Source organism: Streptomyces sp. NPDC005070, from assembly GCF_053600395.1.
Map to the genome: position 1 here is coordinate 1 of NZ_JBSFZS010000077.1, position 18,165 is coordinate 18,165.

Here is an 18,165-nt window from a genome sequence, read left to right on the forward strand (position 1 = left end):
CTCCCGGCTCCGCGCCGGGCGCCGCTCCTGCCTTCGGCCCGCTCCGCCCGCGCTGCGCCGACGCGCGCCCACATGTGGATAGGGCCGTGGCCATGAGTCGAGTACCGCAGGAACGCGGCAACGGTCCAAGCATGCCTCCGGCGGGGGCGCTCAGGCTCCGAGATGGCGGGGGCGCCGTTCGCGGGTGCCGGCCGAGTGTGGTGTACGCGGGGTGCTCCCATCCCGTCTGCCGTCGACCCAGGCAGAGCCGAGCAGGCGCGGCCCAGGGCGTCAAGGTCGTTCGTCCAGTAGGGCGCTCCACCTTGACGCCCTGAACCACGCCTGCTCCACGGTGTGTGGGTCGACGGCAGACGGGATGGGAGCCGGCGTGAGTGGTGGGGAAGGGCAACTGGATGGCTTAAAGGTTGTTTTGACTGGCTGCGAGAAGGGGTAGAGCAGGGAGCTTGACTAGGGTTCTTCGGTCGGATTGAGCAGACTGCGTCATGTGAGCGATCATGGCGCGGTGGACACGGATTATGGGGCGGTGCTCGCGGATTCGGACCGGGAGCAGTGGGGATTCGTTCCTCGCCAGATGGTTGGACCGCTGAGCTTCGGGGCCGATCGATATGAAGTGGTCACGATCATGGCGGGGCATGGCTTTGTCGCCGAGGAGTGCGAGATCGAGCGCTGGAACCCGCAGCGTGCGCAGTGGCGAGTCGAGTTCCGCAGGGCCGAGTCGGACGAGCGTCGCCCTGCCGTGAACTGCTACTTCATCGAAGGCGTGGGCTTGACCTGCGTGCTCGTCGATGGGCTGCGTGGCCCCCAGGTCACGTGCGAGGGGATCCGCCTGATCGGCCGCGTGCCGTTGGAGCTGGACGCGGAGCTGGAGACGTGCGCCGTAGAGCGGGACTTGAGTTGGTGGTATTGCCCTACGGGCTACATATGCTGGGCCGACTTCTCGTTCGAGCGGGGCGCGCAGTTCGCTGGCGATACCCTCTTGAGCTGGGCATCGTTTGGCAAGCCCGGGGTGCTCGCACACGGTTCCTGGGACATCGCTCCGGCAGAGGTCCGGCACTACGGGTGGTCCCCTTGGTACTGAGGCACAGCTGAGAGCTAGTTCGTTTGGATAAACGGCGATAGCAGATGAGGGCGCTGGCGATGCCGGCGAAGGCGAAGAAGTACTCGGCCTTGCGCTCGCCCTCGCTGCGAGCGGAGGTGCTGTGATCCTCGTCGGCGGCGCGGTCCTGGTCTTGCTGCTGCTCGCCGTCTGGAGATCGTCAGCGACGTGCCCTTCTCGTGCCCGTTCGCTCGGGAAGCAGCGGGGAACCACGGTCGTTGGCGGGTAGCGGACACGAGAACGACCCCTGACCGATTTACCTGGTCAGGGGCCGTTCACCTGCGGTGGGTGTGGGATTTGAACCCACGGTGGCATCGCTGCCACGACGGTTTTCAAGACCGCTTACAGGAGGTGGCCTTGCCGACGCGGCACCCACGTCGGCGAACAGCGCAGATTCGCCTCGTCAGAGGTCCACGCGGTGCTCGGCAGCCGACGGATCATCGACCGATCCGTGGCGCAAGGTGACGTGGGCGGGGCGGAAGGGCACGCCCCGCAGGATGGGTGCCATCACAGCGAATAGCGCGTCAGCGTCCGGCCCATAGGCATAAAGAACTGCCTCACCACCCCCGAATTCGCTCCCATCGAACTGTCCGGCGTCGGCTTGTTCAATCACCTCGGTCAGAAGGGACCGTGCCTGGCGGACGAGTTCCCGTTGGTCGGGCTCGCCGAAGCCGTCACCGGCCAGTCGATAGCGGGCGATGACGGCATGCTCGGCGCCGGTTTCTTCTTCGTCTGCGTTGGCCATGCCGAAGACGATCTCACCCCACACTGACATCAGCACCTGACACCAACGGGTGCGAGCATGGGCGGTCGACACCGAACCTCAGAGGCCGGCAGGACGAGGCAGATGACAGGTTGACCGACGTCGATGGGTCCCCGTAACCGACCTGATAAAGATGAGGCCGCATGGTCAAAGTTGTCGGCCGGAGCGCGTTCGACTACCACCACCAGTCGCCACCACCCGCGAGAGAGCGCTGCAAGTAGTCCTCCAGCTCCCGTGCAGCCCACAGCCGACTGTCGGTTTCGTGGTCCCAGACGAAGATATCCGGACGTTCGGGCGTCAACACGAAGGCGAACTGGTCGCCCCCACCGTTGTCGCCGAAGAACAGCAGCGGATCAAAGGGCATGTACAGGCCCGGGAACGTATCAGGAGCCCAGAACAGCAGGTTCTGTTCCACGATCCGATCCAGGGACCAGACGACGTCCTTCGCGTAGGCGCCGACTACCCCGTTGGTCTCCAGCAGCAGCGCTGCCAGTTGCGCCGGCAAGCCTCGGCCGAGCCGCTGCTCCGCCTCAGCGAGAGCGGTCCCGTCCACAGACGGTCGAAATGTGACGCCGGGCAGAGCCCCAGCAGCAGCTTCTCTCCACACGAGCGCAGCCTAATCGGTGGGACCAGTCATCCCGAGTGCAGGCGCCGTACAGCAGCGAAGTACAGCAACCAGCACGACCGCAGCCGACCGTCACCAGCGCTTGGCGACCGGTTCACCAACCCGGCAGACCTCAATGACCGTCGCGCCCATAGTTCGCATCGAGGGGGCCTACGGCTTGACTTCAGGTCAGCGCAGCGCGTTGATCGCGCATAGGGCACCGAGCCCGGCGGTCGCCATCCAGCGACAGACCAGATCACCTTCTCCACCTTGACGCCCTGGACCACGCCCGCTCCACGGCGTGTGGGTCGACGGCGTACGGGATGGAAGCTGGGGGTGGCGGGTACGCGATCTCCGGGCCCCGGCCCCGGGTCGGAAAGGCGCTCAGCGCCTCGCACGGCGGCGGTGGCGACGGATCACCACGGCGAAGGCCAAGACCAGCAGTACCAGCCAGATGGAGACCTCCGGCGATCCGGCAGACCCGCCGACCAGACGGAGCAGTGCGACGAAGCCGATGAACACCGCGGCAAGTTGCAGAATGAGCCGACCCATATCGGAACTCGTCCCTTCGGAGTGATTCTGGCGCGTGATCGGATCGTATAGCTACGGATCAGTAGGCGACCGTGTCCCATCCGCGCCCGATCAACTTGATAGCCATGGGCAGTTGGCCGTCTGCTTACTACGCATGGGCTCGCTCAGGAGCCGAAGACTCCTGCTTAAAAGGTGAGTTCAGGCCCCCCAACACGGCTAAATCGCGCCCTACTCCGACCCATCCTCAATCAACCACACTGGTTCACATGGGGGGTTTATCCGATCAATCCCAGTTCGCATGTGATCGTTGCGGTGCCGCCGGCTCCACCGTGCGCGAGCGAGGGCGCATCGACCTCATGGCCAAGCTCTGCGATGTCTGCTGGAACACCATCGCCAACGAGATGGCCGAAGTCGACGGGGCCACGGCCGCCCCGCGACCCGAGCCCGATCCCGACGACGTGTCATGGATCGAGCCACCCACTTGCCCCACTTGCGGATCATTAGTTCGGGTATGCCCCACGAACTACGATCGCTGGGTCAGCCTCGCTACGTTGGAGTTGCCCGCCAAGGACGTCCCAGAGCCCTTCCGGTGGCGTTTGACGAAGCTTCCGGCCCGATCCCCCATCGTCACCGACATCGTGGCCGTACGGGTCCGTGGAGTCGATCCGCTGCCGGGCGAATCCGTCGTGCCGGCCCACCGCATGATGTGCGTCCCCGAGTAGCGTGAGACGTCGATCACAGCACGCCGACAGTCGACCGCCGTGCCCGCGGCGTGCCCGATCGGGCGGCGACCGGCGGGGAGCCACGGGGAACGTCGGCGAACGACGCGAGAACCCGCACGTCAGCGTCTCGCCAGCTCAGCCCGGACCCACGTACGCGATCTTCCAAACTAGCTACGCGGGTTCGATTCCCGTCGCCCGCTCCATATGACGTAGAGCCAGGTCGGAGGATGGATTCCTCCCGCCTGGCTCTCGTCGTTCCCGGGGGCGTTCCGGTCCGCCGGAGTTCCGGGTCCGGTCCGCCGGAGTTTCTGGCGCGGAGATGTACGCGGACGGCGCGCGTGGTCGCCGGCGTGCGCCCGGCGCGGGCCGCGCGGCGCCTCTCCGCGATCCGGCGAAGGGCGCTTCTCGCCGCGTCCCGTTCAGAAACTGATCGAGTTGATGGTCTCCGCTATCGAGTCGAGAAACCGGTTGATGGAGGGAGCCATACCGGTCGACGCGAGGAAGAAGCCGAAGAGCACCGCGACGATGGCAGGCCCCGGCTTGATGGATCCCCCTCGGATCAACACCACGAGGATGATCGCCAACAGCAGCACCACTGACAGCGAAATGGCCACAACTGATCACACCCTACGGTCGGTCCGCTCTCCCGGCCCGGAGGTGCAGCCCCGCACACCCCCGCCAGAACCATCGTGCCACCAACCGGCCACTCCTATGCGACAGGTGACGCATCGTTGACCGGGCCCCGACCCCGGAGTGAGCCCGCGCCTCACCCGGGCCACGCCGCCCCGCCCCGCCCCGGGCCGCACGCGAGCACACCGTGGACACTGCCCCGCGGCGCAATTCGAAGGCGCTCCTCACAGCAAATTCCCGGCGACCGTTGCCATGTCCACACATCCTGTTCGCAGGTAATTCGAATTGTTGCCACCGGCACACCGCGACCACGGCGCACGGGCCGCCAAAGGGCTTCGAACCGGACATATCTCCAGAGTCGCCCGCAGGCGTTATGCACGGCTAAGTCGGAATGAATCCGGACAGAACACCCTTCGCCGGTAAGCGAATCGATATACGAAACCACTTGCGGATCGGGAGGCACACATCTCCGAATCCTGGGTACGCGCAGGCGATAAGAAGGAATGACATCGGGCGTTTTACGAGAACGCACAGACGACGCTAGGGTGCCTCAGATGTTCCACGCCGCCACGCCCCCCGTTCGCGCAGCGAGGTCCGGAAACGTCCCCCCGAGTTCTTGGCGGGAGGGCCTGTGACCAACTCGCTCCGGCCCCACAGTCACCACGGATCACCACTCCCCCCGGCCCGGCAGCCGGTGGACGGAGTGCCGGGCCCGCGCTCGCCCCGGACGTCCGCGACGGCGGGCACCGCACCGGGCGCCAAGCCCGCCAAACAGCGCGACGCCTTCTTCGACAACGCCAAGTACCTGGCGATCGTGCTCGTGGCCATGGGTCACGCGTGGGAGCCGTTGAAGGGGCAGAGCCGCATCCTGGAAGCGCTGTACACGGTGGTGTACAGCTTCCACATGCCGGCGTTCATCATCATCTCCGGCTATTTCTCGCGCAGCTTCGACATGCGCCCCGACCGCCTGAAGCGGCTGGTCACCGGCGTCGCCGTCCCGTACGTCCTGTTCGAGACGGCGTACTCGCTCGTCGACCGCTTCGCCTGGGGCGCCCCGGACCAGTCGATCAGCCTGCTCGACCCCTGGTACCTCACCTGGTTCCTGGTCGCGCTGTTCGTCTGGCGGCTGACCACCCCGCTGTGGAAGCTGGTCCGCTGGCCGGTCCCGGTGGCCGTGTGCGTCGCCCTGCTCGCGTCCGTCTCGCCCGCGATAGGTGACGACCTGGACCTTCAGCGGGTGCTGCAGTTCCTGCCGTTCTTCGTCCTCGGTCTCGTCATGAAGCCCGAGCACTTCCAGATGGTGCGCCGCCGCGAGGTGCGCGTCCTGTCGGTGCCGGTGTTCGCCACGGCGCTGCTCGTGGGCTGGTGGGCGGTGCCCCGGATGAACACCGCCTGGTTCTTCCACCGCGACAGCGCGCAGGAGCTGGGTGCCCCCTGGTGGGCCGGCGTCGTCATGATGCTCGCGCTCTACGGCTCCTCGCTGGCGCTCACGGTCTGCTTCTTCGCCTGGGTGCCGCGGCGCACGTTCTGGTTCACGGCGCTGGGCGCGGGCACGCTGTACGGCTATCTGCTGCACGGTTTCGTCGTCAAGGCAGCCGACCACTGGGGCTGGTTCGACCACGGGTGGATGCACAAGCCGCTCGGCGAGGTGCTCGTGACGGTGTTCGCGGCCGCGCTCGTCACCGTCCTGTGCACCCGGCCCGTCCAGCGGATCTTCCGGTTCTCGATGGAGCCGAAGATGGCGTGGGCGTTCAGGCGGGATCCGGCGGAGGCCGCCCGGGAGCGGGCCAAGGCCACCGCGTAGGGGGCCGGCACGCGGCCGGCCGGACACGGCCGGCCGATGGCCGCGTGGCCGGTCGGCGGACGAGGCGCGTACGAGAAGGGCGGGCCCGGGAAACTCCGGGCCCGCCCTTCCGCGTGCGGGCGTTCAGTCCGGCGGCAGCCCCAGCAGGGAGCGCATCGTCTCGTACTTCCTCGTCAGCCGGGCCCGGGTGAGCTCGTCGAGGACCGCGAGGCGGCGCGGGTCGGAGTTGTGCGCCAGGTCGGACGCCTTGACCAGCAGGGCGCCCCGGGTGGTGCGGACGCGTCGCGCGTACGCCTCCGGGGCCTCGCCGTCCGCCTTGGTGAGCGCCCGGACGATGTCCTTCGTACGAGGGCTCAGCGCGGCTTCGTCCAGCCACTCCTCGGAAAGGGCGTCGTCCTCGACGGCGTCGTGCAGCCAGGCCGCCGCCATCTGGTCGTCGTCGCCGCCGCGCTCGCGGACGCCGTCCGCCACGGCCTGGAGGTGCTCGGCGTACGGCCGGCCGGCCTTGTCGGTCTGGGCCGCGTGCGCCGCGCGGGCGAGCGCTTCGACTTCGGCCAGGGTCAGGAGAGGTCGGGTCACGCGATCAGTGTCTCCTCGGTACGGGCCGCCGCCAGCGTCGCGGGAACCGCGGGGGGGCCGTCAGCGTACCGGGGCCAGGGCGTCGCGGCAGATGAGCAGGAGGGCGCGGTCGTCGTTGACGTCCCTGGCCACCGCCTCGATGAGGTGCCAGGCGGCGCCGTGGAAGCCGCCGGCGACATAGCGGTCGGCCTCCCCGGTGAGCCGGTCGATGCCCTCGACGATGTCCCGGTCGGCGGTCTCGACCAGACCGTCCGTGAACAGCATGAGCACGTCCCCGGGCCGCAGCGAGCCCTTCACCGGGTCGAACTGGGCGCCGTCGTACACACCGAGCAGGGGGCCTTCGGCGGCCTTCTCCTCCCAGCGGCCGCTGCCCGCGCTGAGCTGGAGGCCCGGCGGGTGTCCGGCGGAGAAGAGCTCGTAGTCGCCCGAGTCGAGGTCGAGCACCAGATGGATCGAGGTCGCGAAGCCCTCGTCCCAGTCCTGGCGCAGCAGATAGCCGTTCGCGGCGGGCAGGAAGGCGTGCGGCGGCAGGGAGCCGAGGAGGCCGCCGAACGCCCCGGACAGCAGCAGGGCGCGGGAGCCGGCGTCCATTCCCTTGCCGGAGACGTCCGTGAGGACGACTTCGAGGGTCCGGCCGCCATTCGTCCGGGCGGCCACGACGAAGTCCCCGGAGAAGGACTGGCCGCCCGCCGGGCGCAGCGCCATCTCGCGGTGCCAGCCCACCGGCAGCTTCGGCAGCTTGCTCTGCACGCGGATGCGTTCGCGCAGGTCGAAGAGCATGGTGCCGCCGCGCCGCCAGGGCACGCCCACGCGGCTGCGGAACTGTGCGATCAGCAGTCCGAAGAAGCCGCAGGCCGCGACGACCAGGACCACGCCGGGCGTCACCCGGGAGGGGCCCTCGGTGTACGGGCCGAGCTTCACGGACTCCACTATCAGCGCGGTGGCGGCGGCCGCGTACAGCCCGAGCAGGCTGGCGGGCCGCAACAGCAGGCCGCCGGCCACGATCGGCAGGACCAGGGCGGCGGGTGAGCACCACACCGAGTTGACCAGGGTCGTGGAGGCGATCACCGGGATCATGATCAGCAGAGCGGCCAGCGCGATCCAGTCGGAACCGTCCCCGCGGAAGTAGTCGACGGCGGATCTGCGCAGCCCTGTGCGGGCCCGGTGCCATTGCATCTTCAACCGGGCCGTGAACGTATCGGCTTCAGCGCGCCGCTCTCGTCCTGCTGCCATTAGTTCGGGACCCTATCCATCGGACCAGGCGCTTGGCACGGGAGGTCCTACTTGTCCCCCCTCCGAGCGCTCAACTTCACAGAGAACCACACCGGCACGTGGGTGCCGGGGCCGTCGCGGACGGGCGAAATTCCCTCGCTCGTACCGCATTGCCCTGGTAGGCATGGGCCATGACGACTGACGTTCGGGTGCTGCGGCAGGCCGACTGGGACGAATGGTACGAGAACCTGATCCGCGCGTTCGGAGGTGTGGCGGAGTCGTCCGAGGAGCGCGAGCTGTGGAACGCGCTCACAGAGTACGACCGTTCGCTGGGCGTGTGGGACGGGGAGAGCTGTGTGGGTACGGCGGGGGCCTTCTCCTTCCGTGTGACGGTCCCGGGCGGCGCCTCGGTGCCGGCGGCCGGAGTCACGATGGTGAGCGTCGCGGCCACGCACCGGCGGCGCGGAGTGCTGACCGCGATGATGCGCCGCCAGCTCGACGACGTACGGGCCAGGGGTGAGGCGCTCGCCGTCCTGGTCGCGTCGGAGCCGGTGATCTACGGGCGCTTCGGCTACGGCATCGCGACCTCGTCGGTGAGCGCGGAGATCGACACCGCCCGGGTCCGGCTGTCCGTGCCGCCCGGTACCGACGACGTACGGCTGCGCTACGCGGCGCCGGCCGAGGTGCTGGACGCGTGCGAGGCGGTGTACGCGCGGCTCGTGCCGCGGCGGCCCGGGATGCTGGAGCGCCGGCCCGGCTGGGAGCGGCTCATGCTGCTCGACCCGGAGAGCGAGCGCAGCGGAGCCTCTCCGTTGCAGTGTGTGGTCGCCGAGCGGGACGGCGAGATCGTCGGGTACACGCGCTTCCGGGTCAAGCCGGAGTGGGGCCCGGCCGGGCACAACGGCGCGGTGACGATGGTGGACCTGGAGGGGCTGGACCCGGCGGCGCGGGCCGCGCTGTGGCGGTTCCTCTTCGACATCGACCTGACGTCCACGCTGCGGACCCGGGGGCGCCCCATGGACGACGCCTGGCAGCACATGGTCTCCGACATCCGCCGCTGCCAACTGCGGGTGAAGGACTCGCTGCATGTGCGGCTCGTCGAAGTCGGCGCGGCGCTGGAGGCGCGGAGCTACCAGGCCCCGGTGGACGTGGTGTTCGAGGTCGAGGACTCCTTCTGCCTCTGGAACGAGGGGCGTTGGCGGCTCACCGGCGACACCAAGGGCGCGGTGTGCGTACGGACCGAGGACGCTCCGGATCTCGCCCTGACCGTCCGGGAGTTGGGGGCCGCCTATCTGGGCGGTGTGTCGCTGGCCTCGCTCGCGGCCGCCGGCAGGGTGCGTGAACTGCGGCAAGGGGCCCTGGCGGAGGCGTCGACGGCGTTCACGTCGGTGCTCTCCCCCTGGCTGCCGCACGGGTTCTAGACCCGGCATCCCCGTGGACGTCGGGTTCCGGGACCCGGCACCCTCGCGGGCGCTCAGGCCTTCTGGCAGGCCGGGCACCAGAAGAGATTGCGGGCGGCGAGATCGGCGGTGCGGATCTCGCCGCCACAGATGTGGCAGGGCAGACTGGCCCTGCGGTAGACGTAGACCTCGCCGCCGTGGTCGTCCACGCGCGGCGGGCGGCCCATCGCCTCGGGGGTGTGCTCCGGCCGGACCGTGTCGATGCGGTTGTGGCGGACGCCCTCGCGCATGAGGTCCACGAGGTCGGCCCAGATCGCGTCCCATTCCCTGGCGCCGAGATCCCTCCCCGCCCGGTACGGGTCGATGCCGTGCCGGAAGAGGACCTCCGCGCGGTAGACGTTGCCCACACCCGCGATGACCTTCTGGTCCATCAGCAGCGCGGCGATCGTCGTACGACTGCGGGAGACCCGGCGGTAGGCCGCGGCGGGATCGGCGTCCGGGCGCAGCGGGTCCGGGCCGAGGCGGTCGTGTATCGCGCGTTTCTCGTCGTCCGTGATCAGCGCGCAGGTGGTGGGGCCGCGCAGGTCGACGTACGCGGTCTCGTTCACGAGTCGCAGGCGGACGGTGTCGGTGGGCGGCGGGGCGGGCGTGCCGCCGAAGCCGACCTTGCCGAAGAGGCCGAGGTGGATGTGGATCCAGCGCTCCGGGCGGAAGCCGAGGAAGAGGTGCTTGCCGTGGGCCTGCGTCCCGGTCAGGACCGATCCGTCGAGGAGGGCCGCGGCGTCACCGAACCTGCCCTGCGGGCTGGTGACGCGGACGCCGCGGCCACCGAACGCGGCGAGGTAGTCCTCCGCGAGCCGGTGAATGGTGTGCCCCTCGGGCACCGTTCCTCCTGCTGTCTCTCTCGTCCGGCGGCCCGGCGGCCCGGCGGCCCGGCGGCCGGCGGTTCGCCGGCCCCTCGGATCCGCGGCACGCGGCCCGTCGGTGTTACGCCTGCGGCTGCTGCGGGTGGTGGGCCGGAATCGGCGGGAGTTCCCGCGTCTTCTCGTAGTCCGCGAGCATCTCGATGCGCCGGACGTGGCGCTCCTCGCCGGTGAAGGGCGTGTTGAGGAAGGTCTCGACGAACTTCGTCGCCTCTTCCCGGGTGTGCATGCGGGCGCCGACGGAGATGACGTTCGCGTTGTTGTGCTCGCGGCCGAGCGCGGCGGTCTCCTCGCTCCAGGCGAGGACGGCCCGTACACCGGCGACCTTGTTCGCGGCGATCTGCTCGCCGTTGCCGGAGCCGCCGATGACGACGCCGAGGCCGTCCGGGTCGGCCACGGCGCGCTCCGCAGCGCGGAGGCAGAACGGCGGGTAGTCGTCCTGGGCGTCGTAGATGTGGGGCCCGCAGTCGACGGGCTCGTGGCCGGCGGCCTTGAGCCACTCGACGAGGTGGTTCTTCAGTTCGAGACCGGCATGGTCGGATCCGAGATACACGCGCATGGTCCGAGTGTGACACGACTGTTTCGGGGCAGTCGCGCCGGGTCCCACAACGCAAAACCGTGACTCAGCCTACAGAACCTCAAGGAAACCTCAAGTAACGATCTGGATTCAAAGGTTCACGAATTCGATTGCCTCCGTTTCACTGGACCAACTTGTACGCCGGTCCCCACAACGGACCGGTGCGCGCCCCGTACACCGCTCGTACGGGTCGGGCGCTCTGTACGGGAATCTGCTCATCCGGCGCAAAGGAATCCCCCTCATGACCTCGCAGCCGACCCCCACGAAGGCCGCACAGGCCCCTGGAGGCCCCGGAGAACCCGGTGGCGGCCTCCAGGCCGGGCTCAAGAACCGCCATCTGTCGATGATCGCCATCGGCGGCGTCATCGGCGCCGGGCTTTTCGTCGGCTCCAAGGCCGGCATCGCCACGACAGGCCCCGGCATCCTTCTCTCGTACGCCCTCGTCGGCACGCTCGTGGTGCTGGTGATGCGGATGCTCGGTGAGATGTCCGCCGCCAACCCGACCTCGGGCTCGTTCTCCGCGCACGCCGACCGCGCGCTCGGCCGCTGGGCCGGCTTCTCCATCGGCTGGCTGTACTGGTTCTTCTGGGTCGTGGTGCTGGCGGTGGAGGCCACCGCCGGCGCGGACATCCTCGAAGGCTGGATCCCCGCCGTACCGCAGTGGGGCTGGGCGCTCATCGTGATGGTGGTGCTGACGGCCACCAACCTGGTCTCCGTCGGCTCGTACGGCGAGTTCGAGTTCTGGTTCGCCGGGATCAAGGTCGTGGCGATCGGCGCGTTCATCGTCGTCGGCGGCCTGGCCATCTTCGGGCTGCTGCCCGGTGTCGACGCCGAGAAGGCGGGACTGGGCAATCTGACCGACCACGGCGGATTCCTGCCGCACGGACCCGGCGCGATCCTCACCGGTGTGCTCCTGGTCGTCTTCTCCTTCATGGGCAGCGAGATCGCGACCCTCGCCGCCGGCGAGTCCGAGGACCCGCAGCGGGCCGTCACCAAGTCGACGAACAGCATCATCTGGCGTATCGCCGTCTTCTACCTGGGCTCGATCCTCGTCGTCATCACCCTGCTGCCGTGGAACGACCCCTCGATCAAGAAGCAGGGCTCGTACGTCGCCGCCCTCGACTCCCTCGGCATCGCGCACGCCGGTCAGATCATGAACTTCATCGTGCTGACGTCCGTGCTGTCCTGCCTCAACTCGGGCCTGTACACCGCCTCCCGCATGGCCTTCTCGCTCGGTGAGCGCGGGGACGCGCCGAAGGCGTTCGCCAGGACCACCCGGCGCGGTGTGCCGATGACGGCCATCGTCGTCTCGGTCGTGTTCGGCTTCGTCGCCGTCTTCTTCAACTACAAGTTCCCGGACTCGGTCTTCCTCTTCCTGGTCAACTCCTCCGGTGCGGTGGCCCTGTTCGTGTGGCTCGTCATCTGCTTCTCGCAGCTCCGGATGCGGAAGATCATCCAGCGTGAGGCGCCGGAGAAGCTCGTCGTGAAGATGTGGCTCTACCCGTACCTGACCTGGGCGACGGCCGCGATGATCGTCTTCGTGCTCGGCTACATGCTGACCGACACCGAACACGACGGCCGGGAGACCGTGCTGCTGTCGCTGCTCGTCGCGGCGGTCGTGCTGGTCGTCGCCTTCGTCCGGCAGAAGGCCGGCGCGGGTGCCCGTTCTTCGGCGCAGCCGGTCGCGAGCGATTCGCGCGAGGAGACCCGGGCCGAGGTCGGCGCCTGACCCGCCACCGAAGCCCGATCGAGGAGGGGCCCGCGGCACACCGCCGCGGGCCCCTCCCTGTTCACAGCACGGTGAAGCCGTCCCTGACCCGGTCGTAGACCGTGAGGGCCCGGCTCTCGGTGTCCTGGTGGTACCAGGTGCTGATCTGGTACGACTTCCCGTCGGTGTCGAAGCCGAGCAGCCGGGCGTGCCAGCTCACGCCCTTGAGCGTGAAGGTGTACTCCCAGACGACCGCGCTCCGGCCGCGGAACATCGTCTGCTCCAGCCGGATCTTCCGGTAGTCCTGCCCCTGGTGGGCGTTCCGCTCGGAGGTCGTCCAGGTGTCCAGGAGATTCCCCCTGGCGATGGACGACTTGGCCGCCAGTTCCTGGGTGCCGTCGGGCGAGGTGTAGTGCACCTCGGAACCGGTCTGCGGATCGCGCCGCCAGCCCTTGGGAGGCACCCAGGCGTAGCCGCCGGCCTCCCGGCGCGCTCCCGCGGGCAGGCTGGGCGGACGCGAGGTTCCCTCGACGGTGGGCGCCGTGGACGAGGGACCTTCGGCCCCGGAGGCGGTCGACGCGGACGAGTCCGTGGCGGCACCCGCGCCGCCGGGCGATCCGCCGGTCAGGGCCACGACGGCCCAGGCGACGGCTCCCGCCGCGACGACCCCGGCGGCGGCGAACGCGCCATGCCGCCGGGTACCGGACCGGCTCCGGCTCCGGTCGTGGCTCCGGAGCCCGCCGCCCGCGGAGCCGGACGGTGCGGCGGGCTCCGGGAGTTCGTGCGGCTCCGGCGGCACGGGCACGGGCAGCGTGGGCCGGCGGGAGGGAACGCCGGAGCCGGGCTCCGTACGCGGTCCGGAGGAGGCTTCGGTGGAGGCGTTGGCCGCCCCGGAGGGCCCCGGCTCCTGGGCGGCGGCTTCGGCCACGGGATCCGGGCCGGGGCGCGGGGCGGGGACGGGCGCGAGGTCCGCGAGTGCCGCCTCCAGTTCCTCCAGGCCGGGGCGTGCGGTCGGGTCCTTCTCCAGGAGGGCGGCCAGGATCTCCCGCAACTCCCCCACCTCGGCGGGAAGTTCGGGCTCCTCGTAGAGAACGGCGTGCAGGGTCGCGAGGGTGGTGGACCGGGAGAACGGGGAGCGGCCGCCGAGGGCCGCGCAGAGCGTGGCGCCCAGCGACCACACGTCGGAGGGCGGGCCCTGCGGGCGGCCGGAGACCCGCTCGGGCGCCATGTAGTCGGGGGAACCGACCAGCATGCCGACCATGGTGAGGGCCTCGGCGTCCTGGAGTGCGGCGATGCCGAAGTCGGTGAGGACGACGCGGTTCCGTCCGGCGCTCTCGACCAGGACGTTGCCCGGCTTGATGTCGCGGTGCAGTACTCCCTGGGCGTGCACCTGCCGCAGCGCCCCGACCAGTTCGCGACCGACGCGGGCCGCCTCGCACGCCTCCAGCGGTCCGCCCTCGGCCACGATCCGTTCGAGCGAGCGGCCGGCGACGAGTTCCATGACGATCCACAGCCGCTCGCCCGCGTCCACGACGTCATAGACGCGGACGACGCCGGGATGGTCGATCCGGGCCGTCGCCCTCGCTTCGCGCAGGGTGCGCTCCCGGCGGGTCCTGGTGTCCTCGGGGTCGAGTCCGTCTATGCGCATTTCCTTGACCGCGACCTGCCGGTCGAGCATTTCGTCGGCGGCTCGCCACACCCGCCCCATTCCCCCCTGGCCAATACTCTCGACCAGCCGATAACGTCCGGTCACCAATAATCCCGGAACACCACCCTGTACATTCGCCGACATTCTCTGCACCCCCTCAACATCAGCCACAATCGCCCGTCACAACCGAACCACAATGGTCACGCTTCAGGCCGTACCAGCATAGTGCGGAGAAATCTTGTGGTACCTCTTCAAGTACTGCGAATTCAGGCGCAGCCAAGGGGGGCGAACATGAGTTCTCGTCGGACGACCACCATTACGGGATCCCTGCTCACGGCGTGTTTCTCGACCGTGATGATCCTTTCCCACTCCGCCGTCGCGGACGACGGGGGGCCGGGGAGCGGCAAGGGCGGAAAGGCGATGGACGAAGCCCCGGCGGGCGTGCGGGTGACCACGCTGCTGCCGGAGAGGATCTCGGTCGACAACAGTACTCAGAAGACGGCCATTTCCGCCACGGTGAAGAACGGGGGGACCAAGGAGAGCGGCGATATCAGGCTGCTGGTGGTCGGATTCGACGGCCTGAAGGTCAAGAACGTCGAAGGCTGCACCGCCCTGGCCGAAAAGAATCTCCCCAAGGGGTCGAACAGCGGTTTCGTCTGTTCCCCGGGGAATCTCGCCGCGGGTGAATCGAAAACGTACGACGTCGAGGCGACGTTCGATCTGAGCGGGACCGGAAAGATCTGCCTTCCGGTCCAGACGAGCGACGGGAAGAAGACGTACTGGCAGCAGGGCCCGGTCCCGTTCGGTACGACGAATCCGTCTCCGAACGCCCCGGCGACCCCGCTGCTGCTGGGCACCGACAACAAGCCGGTGGCACCGGGCGGCGACCGGCTGCCGAAGACGGGGCCCGGAGGAGAGGTCGTGCCGCTCGGCATGGCGGGCGCGGCACTGATGTCGGCCGGAGCGGCGGGGCTGTGGTGGGCCGGGCGCAGGCCGCGACGGGAACACTGAGCGCCGGGCACGGCACCGGCCGGGAAAAGCGCGGAGGCCCGCCGGACCGGGAACCGGCCTGGCGGGCCTCGACGTCATCGCCTCACCGGCGTGGGCGTCACGTCTTGTCGACGAGCTTCCACGCGGTGGGCAGGATGCCCATCGCCAGGGCGGCCTTGAGGGCGTCGCCGATCAGGAACGGGGTGAGACCCGCCGCGACGGCGGCGCTCGCCGACATGCCGGTGGCCAGGGCCAGGTAGGGAACGCCGATCGCGTAGATGATCGCCTCGCCGAGCAGCATCGTGCCCGCCATGCGCAGCACGGAGCGGTCGGCGCCGCGGCGGGCGAGGGCGCCCACGACGGTCGACGCGAGCAGCATGCCGAGGATGTAACCGAAGGACGGGGCCGAGGCACCGGAGCTGCCCTGCGCGAACCACGGGACGCCGGCCATGCCCACGAGCGCGTACACCGCGAGCGACAGGAAGCCGCGGCGTGCGCCGAGGGCCGTGCCGACCAGCAGCGCGGCGAAGGTCTGACCGGTCACCGGCACCGGGGACCCCGGGACGGGCAGCGAGATCTGCGCGGCGAGACCGGTGAGCGCGGCACCGCCGAGCACCAGGGCGGCGTCACGGACGCGGGAGGCCGGAAGAAGGTCGGCGAGGACCTCGCCGGGGCGGGAGGGCGTGGCGACAGCGGTGCTCATGAGGACTCCGGCGAACAGGGGTTGCCCCCTCGGCCCATGGTGAGCCCGGGGGAAGGACAGGTCGGAACACGGCGACGCTATCCCAGGGGCCCACGGGTGATCACCGTCAGCGCTCGACAAAGCACGGATCAACGACTTGGTGGGCTCCTTACAAAGAGTGCCTGGCACACCTGCCCGAAGGTGATGCTGGTCACGGAGGTGAAGTCGTTTTCGCTACGGGGCTGTTCGGAGGCGGGACTGTGGAGACTCACCAAAGACCCCGTCGGTTGGTTCTCCGCCGGGCGGGCGCGGTGTCCGGTCCTTGGGCGCCTCTGGCAGGTCCCCCCGGCCGACCCCTACCCTTCACCCCATGGTTCCCCAGGCCCTGAACTTCTCGTCGCGTCGCTATGTCGACCTGCGACGCCAGGGCACCGCGACCTGTCGCCACCCCTCCTGAGCGGGGCGGAGCGGATCCGGCCCGCCGGGACGAGACCACAGCGGACCACACCAGGTCATGTCGCGCCCGTCGCGGCGTGGCGCACGTGACGGCGCTCGGCCGGACCAGCTCCCGAGGATGAACTCCATGGCCAGTACGGTGGCACCCCCTTCCCTGTCCCCTCCCTCCCCCGTCCTCGACCGGCGCCGGGCGAGCGCCAGCGTGATCCTGCGGTCGGTGCTGGAGCACGGTCCGGTCGCCCGCAGCACCATCTCGCGGCTGACCGGGCTCTCCCCGGCGTCGGTGACCGACTACTGCGCCCGGTTCACCGAACGGGGCCTGATCCGGGAGGCCGCCGCACCCCTCCGGTCGGGCGGGGTCGGGCGGCCGCATCTCCCGGTCGACCTGGACCGCTCCCGTTTCGTGGTCGGCGGGGTGCACGTGGCCGTGCCGTACACGACCGTCGCGCTGCTCGACCTGCGCGGCCGGGTCCTCACCGAGAAGCGGCTGCGCCACGAGCGCACCGAGCCGGGCGAGGTCCTCGCGAACGCCGCCGACGCGATCACCGCGCTCCTCGCCGGTGTCCCCGGCCGTACCGCCCTCGGCGTCGGTGTGGCGGCCGGCGGCTGGGTGGACGCCGAGTCCGGCACGATCGTGGAACACCCGCTGCTGGGCTGGCACGACGTGGCCGTCCGGGAGACCATCGGGGCGCGCACGGGACTGCCGGTCCATGTGGACGGCCACGCGCGGGCGCTGGTCAACGGGGAGCGGCTGTTCGGGCGGGCCAGGGGCAGCCGGAGCGTGCTGCATCTGTTCGCCGGCAACGTGGTGGACGCCGCCTTCGCCACCCACGACCAGGTGCACCACGGACCTCGCTCGCAGGCCGGCGCGATCGCGCATCTGCCGCTGCCGGGCGGTTCGGAGCGGTGCGACTGCGGCCGTACGGGGTGCCTCCAGGCCGAGCTGAGCGAACGGACGCTGTGCCGGCGGGCCCGGGAGCTCGGCGTCACGGACGGCTCGAACCCGATGCACGTGGTCTCCGCGGCGGCCGCGGGCGACCCGCTCGCCGTGGGACTCCTGACGGAGCGGTCGCGGATGGTCGGGCGCGCGGCGGGGCTGCTGCTCGACGTGCTCAACCCGGAGACGGTCGTCGTCACCGAGATAGGCGCCATGCACCGGGAGGACTGCCTGGACGCGCTGCGCGAGGCCGTGGGACCCGAGCGGGCGTCGGCGGTCGTCCCCACCAGCTTCCCCGATGCGGTGCTCGCCGTGGCGGGCGGATCGGTCGTGCTCGACGTCCTGTACCGCGACCCGCTGGGCTCTCCGGGCCGCTCACCGGGCGCTAATTAATTCAGAAAGTCGGAATGTTGACAGGGTTCGTTCCCGGACAGGAGCATCGTGTGCATGAGCAGCGCGCGGGTGCAGGTTCCGCTCACCAAGTGCCGTGTGGTCGACCTGATGCGGGTCGCACGCACACGTTGTTGCTGACCCCTTGTCGCTGACCGGTCGCCCCTGACGTCTCGTCACCGGCACCGTGTCGCCGATCTTCCGAGACGCCCGATCCGCTGACGCGCCGGTCCGCCGGCCGGCCGGTCCCTTCTCCGGCTGATCCGCCGGAGCGCGGGGTTCGCCCGACGGCCTTCGCCCGAGGGCCGTCCGGCCGCCGTCACGCCCTCACGCGTCACGCCTCCCCATGGATCGGCCGGCCGACGCCCTCCGCGGCGTGGGCCGTCGGGCTGCCGTCGCCCTGGTCGCCCGTCTCTTCAGGCACGCCCCCGGCGTGTGTCCCTTCGGCGCGCCCGCGTCCCTTCCGGCCTCGCCCTGCCCGGAACTTCGCGCGCCGTCCCGCCACTTGGAATC

The 18,165-nt window shown here is 69.9% G+C and carries 17 protein-coding genes, 1 tRNA gene and 1 pseudogene; 8 read left to right on the top strand and 11 right to left on the bottom strand.

The genetic code is table 11. The features are described from left to right. The first annotated feature begins 484 nt into the window (after nt 1-484). Entirely contained in the window at nt 485-1,078 is a 594-nt protein-coding gene (locus tag ACWEBX_RS24470) for a hypothetical protein (RefSeq protein ID WP_451886960.1), read from the top strand. Between the two features lie 303 nt (nt 1,079-1,381). Here ACWEBX_RS24470 and ACWEBX_RS24475 read toward each other — a convergent pair. From ACWEBX_RS24475 to ACWEBX_RS24490, 4 genes are all read right to left on the bottom strand, one after another. After that, a tRNA-Ser gene (locus ACWEBX_RS24475) sits at nt 1,382-1,470 on the bottom strand. Between the two features lie 29 nt (nt 1,471-1,499). Next, complete coding sequence (locus ACWEBX_RS24480) at nt 1,500-1,841, bottom strand: hypothetical protein (RefSeq protein ID WP_451886961.1); 342 nt, start codon at nt 1,839-1,841, stop codon at nt 1,500-1,502. 193 nt (nt 1,842-2,034) lie between these two features. Continuing rightward, nucleotides 2,035-2,412: an SMI1/KNR4 family protein gene (locus ACWEBX_RS24485; protein WP_451886962.1), complete on the bottom strand. Its 378-nt coding sequence runs from the start codon at nt 2,410-2,412 to the stop codon at nt 2,035-2,037. 435 nt (nt 2,413-2,847) lie between these two features. Continuing rightward, a complete protein-coding gene (locus ACWEBX_RS24490) occupies nt 2,848-3,015 on the bottom strand; it encodes a hypothetical protein (protein ID WP_451886963.1) in 168 nt (55 codons plus the stop codon). Nucleotides 3,016-3,395: 380 nt separating this feature from the next. Between ACWEBX_RS24490 and ACWEBX_RS24495 the strand changes: the two are divergent. Next, nucleotides 3,396-3,584: pseudogene (locus tag ACWEBX_RS24495) on the top strand (DUF6083 domain-containing protein); the annotation flags it as partial. A gap of 6 nt (nt 3,585-3,590) precedes the next feature. Continuing rightward, nucleotides 3,591-3,716, top strand: coding sequence for a hypothetical protein (locus ACWEBX_RS24500; RefSeq protein ID WP_451886991.1), 126 nt, complete (start codon nt 3,591-3,593; stop codon nt 3,714-3,716). 419 nt (nt 3,717-4,135) lie between these two features. Here the strand turns inward: ACWEBX_RS24500 and ACWEBX_RS24505 are convergent, their stop codons facing one another. After that, nucleotides 4,136-4,330 (bottom strand): hypothetical protein, encoded by a 195-nt coding sequence (locus ACWEBX_RS24505; protein WP_189314022.1) that lies wholly within the window; start codon nt 4,328-4,330, stop codon nt 4,136-4,138. A 647-nt stretch (nt 4,331-4,977) separates the two neighbouring features. Between ACWEBX_RS24505 and ACWEBX_RS24510 the strand changes: the two genes are divergently transcribed. Continuing rightward, entirely contained in the window at nt 4,978-6,150 is a 1,173-nt protein-coding gene (locus ACWEBX_RS24510) for an acyltransferase family protein (protein WP_451886964.1), read from the top strand. Between the two features lie 123 nt (nt 6,151-6,273). Here ACWEBX_RS24510 and ACWEBX_RS24515 read toward each other — a convergent pair whose 3' ends face one another. After that, the gene (locus tag ACWEBX_RS24515) at nt 6,274-6,729 is read right to left on the bottom strand and encodes an HD domain-containing protein (RefSeq protein ID WP_451886965.1); all 456 of its coding nucleotides are present in this window, start codon (nt 6,727-6,729) and stop codon (nt 6,274-6,276) included. 60 nt (nt 6,730-6,789) lie between these two features. After that, on the bottom strand, nt 6,790-7,962 hold the full coding sequence (locus ACWEBX_RS24520) for a PP2C family protein-serine/threonine phosphatase (protein ID WP_451886966.1): 1,173 nt from the start codon (nt 7,960-7,962) through the stop codon (nt 6,790-6,792). Nucleotides 7,963-8,132: 170 nt separating this feature from the next. Between ACWEBX_RS24520 and ACWEBX_RS24525 the strand changes: the two genes are divergently transcribed. After that, the gene (locus ACWEBX_RS24525; protein ID WP_451886967.1) at nt 8,133-9,362 is read left to right on the top strand and encodes a GNAT family N-acetyltransferase; all 1,230 of its coding nucleotides are present in this window, start codon (nt 8,133-8,135) and stop codon (nt 9,360-9,362) included. 53 nt (nt 9,363-9,415) lie between these two features. Here the strand turns inward: ACWEBX_RS24525 and ACWEBX_RS24530 are convergent, their stop codons facing one another. Beyond that, the gene (locus tag ACWEBX_RS24530; protein WP_451886968.1) at nt 9,416-10,225 is read right to left on the bottom strand and encodes an Fpg/Nei family DNA glycosylase; all 810 of its coding nucleotides are present in this window, start codon (nt 10,223-10,225) and stop codon (nt 9,416-9,418) included. A gap of 103 nt (nt 10,226-10,328) precedes the next feature. Then, nucleotides 10,329-10,823, bottom strand: a complete 495-nt coding sequence (locus ACWEBX_RS24535) for a ribose-5-phosphate isomerase (protein WP_451886969.1) — start codon at nt 10,821-10,823, stop codon at nt 10,329-10,331. Nucleotides 10,824-11,082: 259 nt separating this feature from the next. Between ACWEBX_RS24535 and ACWEBX_RS24540 the strand changes: the two genes are divergently transcribed. Then, nucleotides 11,083-12,570: an amino acid permease gene (locus tag ACWEBX_RS24540; protein ID WP_451886970.1), complete on the top strand. Its 1,488-nt coding sequence runs from the start codon at nt 11,083-11,085 to the stop codon at nt 12,568-12,570. A 61-nt stretch (nt 12,571-12,631) separates the two neighbouring features. Here ACWEBX_RS24540 and ACWEBX_RS24545 read toward each other — a convergent pair whose 3' ends face one another. Continuing rightward, nucleotides 12,632-14,302, bottom strand: a complete 1,671-nt coding sequence (locus ACWEBX_RS24545) for a serine/threonine-protein kinase (RefSeq protein WP_451886971.1) — start codon at nt 14,300-14,302, stop codon at nt 12,632-12,634. A 186-nt stretch (nt 14,303-14,488) separates the two neighbouring features. Between ACWEBX_RS24545 and ACWEBX_RS24550 the strand changes: the two genes are divergently transcribed. Then, a complete protein-coding gene (locus ACWEBX_RS24550; protein ID WP_451886972.1) occupies nt 14,489-15,208 on the top strand; it encodes a hypothetical protein in 720 nt (239 codons plus the stop codon). A gap of 97 nt (nt 15,209-15,305) precedes the next feature. On the opposite strand, the gene ACWEBX_RS24555 is transcribed toward ACWEBX_RS24550, so the two are convergent. Continuing rightward, the gene (locus ACWEBX_RS24555; RefSeq protein ID WP_451886973.1) at nt 15,306-15,890 is read right to left on the bottom strand and encodes a biotin transporter BioY; all 585 of its coding nucleotides are present in this window, start codon (nt 15,888-15,890) and stop codon (nt 15,306-15,308) included. Nucleotides 15,891-16,452: 562 nt separating this feature from the next. Here ACWEBX_RS24555 and ACWEBX_RS24560 point away from each other — a divergent pair. Beyond that, complete coding sequence (locus ACWEBX_RS24560) at nt 16,453-17,655, top strand: ROK family protein (RefSeq protein WP_451886974.1); 1,203 nt, start codon at nt 16,453-16,455, stop codon at nt 17,653-17,655. The last annotated feature ends 510 nt before the right edge of the window (nt 17,656-18,165 follow it).